The following is a 12,515-nucleotide window of genomic DNA, read 5'->3' on the forward strand; positions in this document are numbered from 1 at the left end:
GCATCATCCCCTCCGTCACTTTACAACTATTTTATAGTTCAGGTTGCCCTTAGCCGTCCGGATCACAACCATATAGAACCCGGGGGCGACCGAAGACATATTGATCCGGGTATTGAATTGCCCCGCTTCCGGTTTCACTACCCGGGAAAGGCATTCCTGGCCCACTGCATTGATCAGCGATATCCTAATACTTTGGTCATAGCTGTGCTCACCGCGTACAACAAGTTCGTGCAACACCGGGTTGGGGAACAGTTGAATATGCTGCAACCCGCTCCTATCGATGACCCCAAGCCCTTCATAAAGATACGGTGCAGACGCTGCAGAACAGCCGTTGCTGTCTGTAAAAACGACATAGTACCTGCCTGGCGCGCCGGGCATCAGGCTGTCGTTTGTTGCAGCCGGTATCAATACAGAATCCAGGTACCATTGGTTGCCCGAGGGATAATTACTCAGGAGATAGCCGCCGCTAAAGGTCAGTAAGGGCGCGGCAGGAGGCATCCATACGTTTATCCAGGCCGAATCGTAATTATAACAGTTATGGTCATCTGCTCCCCTGAGGTAGTAATACAGCGCAGCTGATGGAGCAACCACGATCGTACTGTCCTGTATCGCACCGGGGTACCAGGTATACAGCACTCCGCCGGAAGCATGCAGGGTTATGTCTTCGCCCAGGCAAACACCCGCGCTATCTACATCAATAGCGATCGTGGACAGATTCCTGACCGATAGGGTAAAAGAATCGGCATTGCTGCACAGGTTACTGTCCACAACCGATACGTAGAATGAAGCAGTAGTATCCGGCTTAAGCACAAGGGTATATCCTGCGGTAGTATCGTGGGCCCATAAACAACTAAGGCCGCCGCTGACCGTTACCACCACCGAATCGCCGCGACAAAGCGTCGTATCGCCTATGGATAAAGCGATAACCGGCAGCGCATAAACAGTTACCTGTATATCACCCGACAGCTGCGTACAACCGAACGTGTCTGAGGTAAGCACATTGTACGTACCGGAGTTGCTTACCCTAAGGGTATCCGTAACCGATCCGTTATTCCATTGATGACTGTTGCCACCAAAGGCAATAAGCCGCAGGGTATTTCCATAACAGAACGAGGTAGCGCCGATCGTATCGACACCGGTTACCAGTCTTTGTGCACAATTAATAAGCCGCGTAGTCGCGTCATAAGCCAGGGGTTTATCCTCCAGGTTACCGGCAGTGTCCATAGCTATTGCATAAAATGAATAGGTAGAATCGAAAGCGCCGTGGTAGATCGCGGTCGTGTCGCGGGTACGGAATTTCCAGGCATTAAAATCGCCACCGTTTACCGAAACGTAAACCGAATAATTCTTAATGCCCGAGCCCGAATCGGCGCCATGCCAGGCAACCTGGAAGGCTGTATCCAAAGTGTAGACCGGCAAAGCGGTTACCACACTCGACGGTTTCGTTTTATCGAGTTTGTTCGTCCAGGTATCTGTGGCAATCGGGGCATTGTTGTCAAAGAAAATATGCGCCCTGTTTGCTATCGTGGCATGATTGCCGATGCCCTCTTTCAGTTTTACCGAAAAGGAGACGCTGCCCTGCCCTTCCGGCGCGTTGTGATTCGGCGGCAAAAAGCCGGACAGTGGATCGGTAACAGGCAGCATGGTGGCGGGATCCAGGGTTGCAAACTGCCAGGTAGCAATACCGGTCAGGTCGTTTACCTTTCCTTCTATTTCCAGGATATAGTTTTTGCCCCTGGGCCGGAAGTCGATGTATTTTTTATATGCTTTTACGCCGCCTTCTATATAAATTGTCGTATCGCCAACCTGGATCATGCCCTGCTGCAGGGAACTTACCTCAAATGTATTCAGGTCCAGGGTATCTATCACTTTTACCTTTTGCGCCGCGCCGCTTGCACTGGAGTCATTTTCGAAATGGATGGAATAGGCTACGGTCTTTAGGGGTGGCAGGTAATTATGTTGCCCGGCGCCCAGGGGGCCGTATTTAGCATTGGGATCGATCGAGTTGATGATAGGAATCGTCACTTTTTCCTGGACCAGGTAATCGAATACGCCACAATCGTTTAACCCTTCAGCGATGTCTTCTCCAAGGCCAAACCCTGTTTCGAAGGCTTCTTCGAGGGCCAGGACCAACGCAGCACGACTCACGATTTTTTTCATCATCGTGTTTTTCAAAGCAGCCACTTCCAGGTCCGTCAGTCCACCGCCGGCATCGGTTACACAATTAATGCCATCAACAAATGCTTTGGTTACACTCCTGCCGAAATCCACGAACCAACCCAACTTCCCCCTGTAAAGGCCAAAGGTGGAGGAATAATCATCGCTGATGCCTTTGTTTTCGAATATGCTAATAAATGGCCGGAACAGGCCGTCATAAAAATCGGTAAAACAATTATTCAGGTGCAGCTGCTTCAGGGGATCGATATCACCTTTGATGTCGTTCCAGACCCGCTCAATTATTGTTGCGCTACACGAAGTAAATGTCGGGTTAATCGGGGAACCGTAAAGCGGTTTCGCTGACCAGCATTTTAGCCTGATCGCTTCTGAAGAGCGTAGCTGTAGCAGGATGGTACCGTCTCTACCCGCCGGTACACAGGGTGCAAAGAGCGTATAGATCTTATATGTCACATCACCTTCGAATACCGAATCGATTAACACCGGCGTAAGGCTATCCTGCACCAGGAAAGCTGTGGAGTCGATGTTATAGTCCAGGATCGTATTCTTTAGCCGCAGCTCTGCCGACGCAGGCACCGCTATATAGATGGGTACACCGATGGCATTGATATCGCCGGAGTTGCCGTAGCGGATCTCGTGCGGCTGCCACTGGCCCGGCCGGATACCGCCAGCCCCGGTAATCATAAGCCATATCTTCGAACCCAGGCCGGGATTGATCCGGAAGCCATTCGTGTATGTAACCGTATCCAGGGAATTCGAAATTTCCAGGTCATAAAGCCCTGTATCCGCCAACCTCAGGTTGAACGTGGCCTGCAGGCTCGCCGGCGATTGTACGATCAATAAAGAATCCGGCACCGCGATATCGGGATGGCCGCTTTTCTTAAGCCGTACGCGGGTTAAAGCGCCGAAGCCCTGTCCCGAAATCGTCATCGTGATGTCTCCTGTATTGCCACCGGATGAAGGACTGTACTGGGCAACGCCCATGGGGCAATAGTTCAGCCTGATCGCGGGCGAGTACACCGGTGAGTCGCCACAGCAGGTCTGCTGGCAGCGGAACCATTCCGTTGCTGAAACCGGCTGAAAGGCGATATAACCCGGTGTACCGGAAACGTTGCCGACATTATTAAAATTGACGCTATCCGAAGACCGCTGCCATTGATAACTTACAACGCCCGGCTGAGTGTTGCCGCTCAGCGATAAAATTGCGGGAGGAGTGATACAGCTGCCGTTATTGGCGGTCGTTATTGTTCCCGGGGTGATCGGTACCGTTTCGACGGTTACTGCGAAGGCATTAAGGGTTCCAACAAAGGACGGCTTTTCGATGGTCACACTTTGAATCATCTTCGATTGCAAAGGGCCGTAAAGATCAACCTGGAACTGCTGGATACCGGGGCCGGCAGCCAGGTTTTCCACCGTATTCGTCATCCTGTTGATCCGGCCGATACCGTTAACGGCATACGGCGGGCTAGATAACCAGTTATGCACCGAGACATAAGCAGAAATCGCCGTGCCGTCTATAAAGTTGATCACGATATTCATGGCGGCAGTATCTACCGATGCATGCGCGAGTACATAAAGCCTCCGCCCGGCTAAGGGGCTTTGAAAAACTAAGGTGCCGGACGCGTTCCAGGTACTGAGCTGCAGGGCATTGTTTTCAGAATAGTTACCCAGCTGGAATTTCAGGCCGTTGGTAATTTCGCTGCTCAGTATCCCGTTGGCAGGAAGGCCGGTATTGGTTGGCGTGGACGATGCGGTAAGCGACCATCCCTTTGCCACCAGGGAATAAGTGCCGTTGTCGGCCGGCAGCGTTGTAGAAGCGGAGGCAGCGCCAACGCCGTTTGCAACGATATCCGCGTTAAAACCGGATGAGATTGCAACCGGAATAAATGCGGCAAAGCAGTTCATGGTAAGGATCGCGCACAAGGCGATCAGTGCTATTTTTTTGATCATAACAAAGGGTTTATAGTTAGCGCCGGGTTAGCAATGTCCTAACCAGGCCTGCTTTAAGGAATGTGCACTCCTATCCGTATTGCAGGCATCCGTATCGTTGCTGTACTACGGTATAACATTGGCAACCGGGCACTGCTACATGGCAGGCAACAAAAATAGATGCGTATTTTACGCTATACAATACCCACTTATAGGTAAGTTGTTGGTCGCGGACCAAGAACTTACCCAAAGGGAAAGCACATCCAATAAGATGAATTGCCCGTTGTCTATTTACAATTCCGTTATGCTGTAATGTCGAGAAGGAGCATATGCTTTGCCGGCTTTTTCGTTCCTTAGCAAGCCTGAAACGATTTTTTTGCACACAATTAACCGGTAAGTGTACACAGTTATCCCTTATACCGGCAGGGATATCAATTTAATATAAAATACAATATTATATTCTTAATTTAGTATCCCGGGCAAGCGGCCTATTCCCTTGCCTGTTTTACAGTTAAGAACAGCAACATGAAAACATATCGTTTAAAAGAATGGGCATTGCTATTGTGCTTTTTTCACTTCGGCAGCGGGTATGCCCAAAACTTCCCCGGGTTTTCAAAGGTATTCAGGAGCGACCTTATTGCGTCGTCCTACAGAAGTGCTAATATTACTGTCCTGTTGTATGACAGTACACAACAGGCGTTATATTACGCGATGAAAGTAGTGACGATGTCTGCGCCGGAAAGAGGTTATACCCAATTTTACAAAAGCAGCCTGGATGGCACAACGCAGGCAACCCGGTACGATACCCAGGCCGTATATAGTATCAGTTATAGCGCAGCGGCTACGGACGGGCAATATATCTATTGGCTCGGCGCAAAAGTTCAGCCCGGAGTCGGCAGTCAATCCAGGATTAAAGTGCTCAAAACGGATATGAACCTGGTTAAGATCTGGGAAAAGGAGTATAATCCCCGGCAGAAAAAGAAACAGCGTATATTGCTCCTCGATAAAGCGCATTTATTGCTATCATCAGGCGATCTTTTCAAAACAGAATTATACAAGATCGATAGTACAGGTACGGTCCTGTATCATGATACGGCATTTAGCAAAGACTACATCAGGGGCCTGGCATTAAAGGACGATCATAGTTTCCTTTTTAGCGGGCGCTCCAATTCAAGTGCTGTCGACAGCAATATGCAGATAACATGGTCGGAACCCAATGGAGGAGCGGCAATCGCTGCATCGAAAGAAGGAGCCGGTTATTTTTATGTTTGCGGCGGAGCTTATACCGATATACCGGAATGGATAGACGGCGGTTATATAAACGGTACGGTTCAAAAAATAACGATGGACGGTCATACCGCAGGCAGGGCGTATTATACATTATACAAAGCGGGCTCTTCCGTTTATACCGCATTGGACGACGGCTACCAGTCTGTTTGCATCGCTACAATAAACGGATGCGCCGCTGTTGCCAGAGCTTCGCAATCAAGCGCCCCGATATACTTTGGAGAGATCAACAGGATCGATTCCAGCCTGCATTCGATCTGGAATTATGGCTACACGTACGCTCCGGGAAAGACCAGTACCTTATCCCAAATCGTGGGCCTGCCCGATGGCAGCTTTGTTGCCTCGGGTTGGGCCGAAGCGCTAAGCCCTTCCGGATCCTGGGAGCAGCAGGGATGGCTGTTGCGTGTGGATAGCAATGGCTGCTACGACAGCACCTGTGCGGGTAGGATTCCTCCCGAACCTTCCGGTATTACTGGTCCTGGCAGGAATGAGTTGTCCATAACCCCCAACCCTGCAGGCAATATGCTGGAGATAAGGCTCCGGGAGCCCTTCTTATCGGATGCAGCGGTTTACATTACCGACGTTTCGGGCAGGAGCGTACACCGGGGCGTCATCCCGGCCGGTAAACCCGGCTTAAGCATCAATGTGCGGGCCTGGGTCAATGGTATTTATTTTATAAACCTTACCAACAAGGGCAACCGCTTTTATCAAAAGCTCGTCGTACAACACTAGCAAAAATTTGGTGGCAGGCATGTGCTTTTTTTGAACCGAATTGCCAAATTACTGGACTTATCGGCCAACAAACCCTCTTTTTTATGCCGCAGCTTTGCAGGGTCAATATTGACAGGCATTTTAAAGATACACGGAATGAAAGTATTCAAAAGTTTAATCGCTACCGTATTGCTTACGGCGACGATATCAGCAGGGGCATTTGCTCAGTGTAAAATAATCGCAATAGTGAAAACAGCCAATTGGTGCAGCGTATGCAAAGCCAATGGCGAAAGAGCGATCGCTGCGCTTCATGAAAACAATAAGGACGGAACATACCAATTCGTCATGAATGACATTAGCAGCCCGGAAACGGCAAAAAAATCGGCGCCGGAAATTGAAAAGCTCGGGCTTACCCAAGCCATGGAGCCTTACATGGCAACAGGAGTAGTTTACCTGTTTGATGCCCAGACCAAAAAACCGATCAATCAATTGATCATGGCGCTTTCCAATGAGGATATTGCGAGGGCGATGGCCTATTTTAAACAGGGCAAATAGTATATTCCAAAATGACTACAGGATGCATGTCCGGTAGCGCTACCGGCATCCGCTCCGCTATACCCTACCCAAACCGGCCCTGTATAACGGGCTTCAATATAAAAGACCTCCTGCAAAAATGCAGGAGGTCTTTTTAAAATTACCGGCAGGTCATTACTCCGACAACTTTGTAAATCTTTTTGTACCGATATAATTACCCTTACTATCGAAAAACCGTAGCATATAAACGCCACCCGTTAAGGAACTGATATCAATCGTTTCGGCCACAGGAATATCCATCAGCTGGCGGCCTTCGATGCTGAATAACCGGACAGCCACTGCTTCCGCCGCTTTGATGTACAACCGATCAACTGCCGGGTTAGGATATACATGTATCGCATCAAGCCGCGCAGTAGCATCCCTGATACCTGTAATGCCGGATACCGCGTAGATATCGGAAGTGTCGGTGCAACCACCCGGACTGGTAACCACAACCGTATAGTTACCGTTTTGCGTTGCCGTATAAGTCGGATTATTGGCGCCCGGGATAAGGGTATTATTCCACAACCATTGGTAGCTGTTATAGGTACTGGTTGTACTGAGCACAAAATTACTGGCCGTAATAACAGCCGGCGTTTGCGGTATGATATACACATTGAGGGTTTGTGCATCGCTTGTATCGCAACGGATAATGCGTACCGACACCGTTCCGCCGGTACCATTGGTCTGTACGACAATTTTGGACGAATCGCTGCTGCCCGCCCAGCCGGCCGGTAAGGTCCAGATATAGCCGGTGGCGCCCGATAGTTGGGAGGCGGTAAATACCTGGTAGCTGTGTGCACAGGCTGTATCCGGCCCATCGAGTGTGGGAGAGGCCACAGAGGTGCAGAACTTAGCCAGGAATACTGCGATCATACCTGCATAGGTAGTGGAGAAGGCATTTGGCGTGGCTATCCCGTTGGCGCTGGTCGTTCCGCCCGAGATATACGCGTTGCCGACATAGTCGAAACCAACGGCATACCCTTCATCAAGCGAATTACCGCCATAATACGTTCCGAACTGCTGCACCCCCTCGCTGTTGAACCGTGTCAGGAAGGCATCTTTGGTTCCGCCGCCGTAAACAGTTTGGTGTGCACCGGCAGTAGCAATACCCGAAGTGCTGTTGGTAAACCCACACCAGAAAATATTGTTGGAAAAGTCGCAGGATATCGCACCGCCGTTTTCATCGCCGGCGCCGCCAAAATAAGTACCCCAAAGCCGCACACCCAGGCCGTTGAACTTGACCAGGAAAGCATCCTCTCCACCGCCGATCACAGGCTGGTGACTGCCCGCAGTGGCAATACCCGTGCTGCTTTGCGTTTGCCCGGCGAGAAACACATTGCCCAGCTTATCGCAGGCAACCGTTCTCAGCGTACCATCGTAATCGTTGCCCGCACCGCCATAATAGGTGGCCCATTGCCTTACGCCGCTTACATTGAATTTAACCAGGAAGTTATCATAACCACCGCCGATCACCGGCTGGTGGCTGCCCGGCGTAGCTATATTATTGGCGCTCGTGGTTTGCCCGGCCAGGTATACATTACCAAAGTTATCGCAGGCAACACCATCGGCCTGGTCGTGCATGCTGCCGCCGTAAAAGGTGCCCCACTGGCGTACACCGGCAGCATTGAACTGTGCCAGGTAAGCATCGTTCCAGCCGCCGGAATTGGCACTCTGATGCCCGTTGCTGGCTATATTATTAGTACCATCGGTATAACCGCCCAGGTAGATATGTCCCAGGTTATCGGCTGTACATATACCGCCGCTTTCCGTACCGGAACTGCCATAATAGGTAGCCCATACCAGGGCGCCCGTACTGTCGAAGCGTGCCAGGTAATTATCGCCATTGCCACCATAAACAGCCTGGTGACTGCCTGCGGTAGCGATACCGGTGGCACTGTAGGTAACCCCCGCGATGTACACATGATCTTCTAAATCACAAACAAGACCGTAGCTATAGTCTATATCAGAACCGCCGAAATAGGTTGCCCAGAGCCGGTTACCATCCTTATCAAACTTAGCCAGGAACGCATCGAAATCCCCGGCATTGGTGCTTTGGTAACTGCCTGTGGTGGCTATATTCGCGCTCATCCAGGAAGCCCCGGTAACGAAAACATTGCCACTGTTGTCGCAGTTGAGCACGGTGCCCAGGTCGAAGCCGGTGCCGCCGTAATAAGTGGCCCACTCCAGCGAGGGATCTATAACCAGCGTTTCCTTACTGGGCACCGTTTTAAAGCTCAGTATGTTATCCTGTAAGACAAAGCGGGAATCTACCCTGGTCCTGGTACCGGCTTTACCCGCATTCAGCGTATAGGTGTATGGCGCATCCTCCTTTAGGGTACCGGCCGGTGTTACGGCTGTAAAGCTGCCATCCTCCCCGATACTCAGGCTGGTAGCGCCTTTGTATTGCAACCTGATCTTCGAGACGTCGGCACCCGGGTGCACCACAAAATCGTATTTAACGGATTCTACCCCAGCCTTGCTGCTCACATAAAGTACCCAGTCGATACCGGGGTAAACATCCTGGTAGGTAACTTTACTGAAAGCGTGTGCCACTGCGCCTTTCAGACCATTATATTGCTGGTAGTACTGCTCGTAATAATCCTGAGGCTCCTCCCTGATCACCCGGGCGTCGGGATTGGCGTCCAGCAGGTGTACATCCATGCGATAGGTATGCACCTGTTTCTGCTTTAGTGCTGCCAGGTCTTTTCCCGCAGGGCCTTCAGCCCGCTGCCATTGGTAATGCAGTGCCGTTTTACCACTGAGCAAGGTAACCTCCGGGCTCTGCAGCCGGAAGGCAATATCCGCTCGGGCGCGGCCATCCTGGTCGCGGATTTGTCCGCAATTCTCCACGAAGGCGTACTGGTTCTTTCTTTTCCATTCGGTGGGAACGGAACGGCTGTAGCTGTTGAGCGCCAGGCAACAACCCAGTAATAAGAGCATAGTTCTTTTCATTCTCGTACATGTTTAATTTTAGAGCAAGGTGGAAGGCAGAAAAGCCAGGTAAGTAACTGATCACTAAGGCATCTCTTCGAAGTAAAGATAGTCGGGTTGCGACATCCACGCTATCGGGATAAATACGCTATTTTTGAGAATCCGTATTTTCCCGGAGGCCGCCCCGCATTTTTTTTACTATTTTCAATCATGATTCCAGGAAGATTTTTACGCTTGATCACCTTGTTCCTGGCAGTATGCGCTACTGCTTCCGGACAGGAAAGCAAGTATGGTCTGCCCAGAACGGGAAACGGGAGTTCCGTCGGCCGGCAGGAAGCGCCCGCAGCACCCGGGCCGGCCGATACACTGATCGTGCGTGACCTGGTCAACCGGTCCATCGTCATTTCGGCCGCTTACCCCGACAGTGCCATACACCTGCTACAGGAGGCATTGACCAAAAGCAGAACGCTGCGCTATGAAGCCGGCATTGCCGCATCGCTGGCCAATATGGGCCGGCTGAGCAATGTAGGCGGCGACTATGATGCAGCGATCCGTTATTACCGTATAGCGGAACCCCATGCTATTAAAGGATTACGCAGCCGTACATCGCTGGCTATGTTTTATAACTGTATGAGCGGGCCTTTTTTTAATAAGGCGCAGTTCGACTCCATGTATCGTTATGTAACCCTGGCCGAACGGCTCGTATCGGGTATTACCTGTCAAAACGTAAAAGAAGTAAAGGAGGTCAGCGCTATCTACAACAATATTGCCCTGCTCTGGTCGGGTGTCGGTAATTACCAGCGAACCATGACCTATCTGCACCGCTCCCGGCGCACGATCCTGTCTTATACCGGCAAAAAAGAGGGCCTGGAGCAGGAAGCAGCGATTGTTAATTCCAATATAGGCCTGATGCACCTGGAGCAAAATGCTTATGACTCTGCCGAATTTTACCTGCACCAATCGATGGGTGTGCAACCCGAGATTACCCTTACCGTTATTGGCCTGGGCCGGTTGCAGGCACATTACCATAACCCCAAGGAGGCGGCTGCACTTTTCCGTAAAGCCATACAGCTTGCGGAAAGGGCCAACGACTATACCAATATGATCGGCGCCAAAGCAAGGCTGGGCGGATTATTGTACGAACAGGGCGATCTGAAACAAGCTAAAATATACCTCAATGAGGTGCTGCGGCAGTCGGGCAACAAAGGCAATCTCGACCTTGAAAACAGTTTACACGCTTACGAGATCCTGGCCGCAATCGCAGAGCAGGAAGGCGATTACAAGCTGGCCTACGCCCAAAAGCAAAAAAGCCTGGAGCTGCTTAACGCACAAAAGATAAAAGAGAAAATGCTTTCGGTGTACGCATTGGAGTCCGAACTGGGCATTGCCAACCGCGATAAGGACCTGGCTAAGCAGCAACTGCTGCTCAGCCGTACCCGCAACCGCTTTACCCTCTGGATGATTGCAGGCGGCGCGGGTTTGGCCGTCTTGGGCGGACTGCTCTTTATATTGTACCGTAAGTTCAGGAACCGCCAGCGTAGCCAGCAGAAGGTACTCAATAGCGTAAAGCAGGACCAGGAAATAAAAAGCCTGCAGTCGATGATCAAAGGAGAAGAAAAAGAAAGGGCCCGGATGGCCAGGGAAATACATGATGGTATTATGGTCCAGTTTTCAACCATCAAAATGAAAATGAAGAGCGTACCCGAAAGTTATAAAGACATGGATTGTGCGGCCTACCTCTCTACAGATTATTACCGGCAGCTGGTAGACCAGATGGAGGATGCCACGCGCGACCTGCGCAGCACAGCCCATAACCTGATGCCCGATATGTTGCTGGAAGGCGGGCTCGAAGACGCGGTGCTTTATTTCTGTAACAGCCTCAGGCGCGACACAGCGCTGGAAATAGAATTTCAGAAACACGGTACCCTGCCACCGCTCGATAAAGAATATGAATTGTCGATATACCGTATCATCCAGGAACTACTGCAGAATGCTATCAAACATGCTGATGCTTCGCATATACTGGTGCAATTGGCTATATTGAGCGACAACCTGCTTACCATTACCATAGAAGATAATGGCAAAGGATTTGACCCTGCAAAAGCCATTGAAGGACTAGGCCTGGTGAGCATCAAAAACAGGCTGCGCGTGATGCACGGCTTTATTGATATCGACAGCCGCCCCGGTAAAGGCACATCGGTCCATTTGGAATTTGATCATTTATTTTTTTCAGCACCTGTACTGCAATGAATCCACAAATAAAAATTGCTATTGCCGACGACCACCCTATCGCTGTTAATGGCATCCAGATGATGCTGTCTGCACAACCGGCTATGGAAATCGTTGCTACTTATACCACTGGCAAAGCCCTGCTGGAAGGCCTTATGCAACAACAACCCGATGTGCTGCTGCTGGATATCCTGTTTCCCGACTACAGCGGTAACGAACTGGCGGCCATGATCAGCAAACAATACCCGGGCGTACGCATGGTGGTACTGACCAGCCTGGATGCCCCTACCATGGTAAAAAGCATGCTGCACCACGGTTGCCTGGCCTACCTGCTTAAAGGTACCGACCAGCCCACGCTCATCAAAGCCATACAATCGGCATATCGGGGTGTCGAGTTTATTGAACCGTCACTGAAGGAACACCTGATGCTCAGTGTATTGAAACCCCAGAAAAACGGCAGTACGGTGCCCTATACATTGACCAACCGTGAAGATGAAGTGTTGCAACTGATCGTGATGGGTGATACCACGCAGCAGATCGCGGATAAACTCTCGATCAGCGCACGGACGGCGGAGACCCACCGCCTGGCTTTGTTAAAAAAATTGTATGCTAAAAACTCAGCAGAGCTGGTGGGTATTGCGCTGCGGCTGGGTTTGGCAAAATAAAATTACCTGCAG

At 50.7% G+C, this 12,515-nt stretch carries 6 protein-coding genes; 4 read left to right on the top strand and 2 right to left on the bottom strand.

What is annotated here, in order from left to right:
• Nucleotides 1-15: 15 nt before the first annotated feature.
• Entirely contained in the window at nucleotides 16-4,125 is a 4,110-nt protein-coding gene (locus B0I18_RS16575; protein WP_106523847.1) for a T9SS type A sorting domain-containing protein, read from the bottom strand.
• A gap of 504 nt (nucleotides 4,126-4,629) precedes the next feature.
• Between B0I18_RS16575 and B0I18_RS16580 the strand changes: the two genes are divergently transcribed.
• The gene (locus B0I18_RS16580; protein WP_106523848.1) at nucleotides 4,630-6,123 is read left to right on the top strand and encodes a T9SS type A sorting domain-containing protein; all 1,494 of its coding nucleotides are present in this window, start codon (nucleotides 4,630-4,632) and stop codon (nucleotides 6,121-6,123) included.
• Nucleotides 6,124-6,258: 135 nt separating this feature from the next.
• Nucleotides 6,259-6,657, top strand: a complete 399-nt coding sequence (locus B0I18_RS16585; RefSeq protein WP_106523849.1) for a hypothetical protein — start codon at nucleotides 6,259-6,261, stop codon at nucleotides 6,655-6,657.
• A gap of 153 nt (nucleotides 6,658-6,810) precedes the next feature.
• On the opposite strand, the gene B0I18_RS16590 is transcribed toward B0I18_RS16585, so the two are convergent.
• A complete protein-coding gene (locus B0I18_RS16590; RefSeq protein WP_106523850.1) occupies nucleotides 6,811-9,630 on the bottom strand; it encodes a DUF7948 domain-containing protein in 2,820 nt (939 codons plus the stop codon).
• A 189-nt stretch (nucleotides 9,631-9,819) separates the two neighbouring features.
• Here B0I18_RS16590 and B0I18_RS16595 point away from each other — a divergent pair, with 189 nt between their 5' ends.
• Nucleotides 9,820-11,859 (top strand): sensor histidine kinase, encoded by a 2,040-nt coding sequence (locus tag B0I18_RS16595; RefSeq protein ID WP_106523851.1) that lies wholly within the window; start codon nucleotides 9,820-9,822, stop codon nucleotides 11,857-11,859.
• Complete coding sequence (locus B0I18_RS16600; RefSeq protein WP_106523852.1) at nucleotides 11,856-12,503, top strand: response regulator; 648 nt, start codon at nucleotides 11,856-11,858, stop codon at nucleotides 12,501-12,503. Before B0I18_RS16595 ends, B0I18_RS16600 begins: the two co-directional genes overlap by 4 nt.
• The last annotated feature ends 12 nt before the right edge of the window (nucleotides 12,504-12,515 follow it).

Source organism: Taibaiella chishuiensis, assembly GCF_003014535.1.
GTDB lineage: Bacteria > Bacteroidota > Bacteroidia > Chitinophagales > Chitinophagaceae > Taibaiella > Taibaiella chishuiensis.

What these genes read in the sequence shown, in the direction of transcription:
- B0I18_RS16580 (WP_106523848.1), top strand. Translation starts at nt 4,630, where the DNA reads ATGAAAACATATCGTTTAAAAGAATGGGCATTGCTATTGTGCTTTTTT.
- B0I18_RS16600 (WP_106523852.1), top strand. Translation starts at nt 11,856, where the DNA reads ATGAATCCACAAATAAAAATTGCTATTGCCGACGACCACCCTATCGCT.
- B0I18_RS16595 (WP_106523851.1), top strand. Translation starts at nt 9,820, where the DNA reads ATGATTCCAGGAAGATTTTTACGCTTGATCACCTTGTTCCTGGCAGTA.
- B0I18_RS16585 (WP_106523849.1), top strand. Translation starts at nt 6,259, where the DNA reads ATGAAAGTATTCAAAAGTTTAATCGCTACCGTATTGCTTACGGCGACG.
- B0I18_RS16590 (WP_106523850.1), bottom strand. Translation starts at nt 9,630, where the DNA reads ATGAAAAGAACTATGCTCTTATTACTGGGTTGTTGCCTGGCGCTCAAC.
- B0I18_RS16575 (WP_106523847.1), bottom strand. Translation starts at nt 4,125, where the DNA reads ATGATCAAAAAAATAGCACTGATCGCCTTGTGCGCGATCCTTACCATG.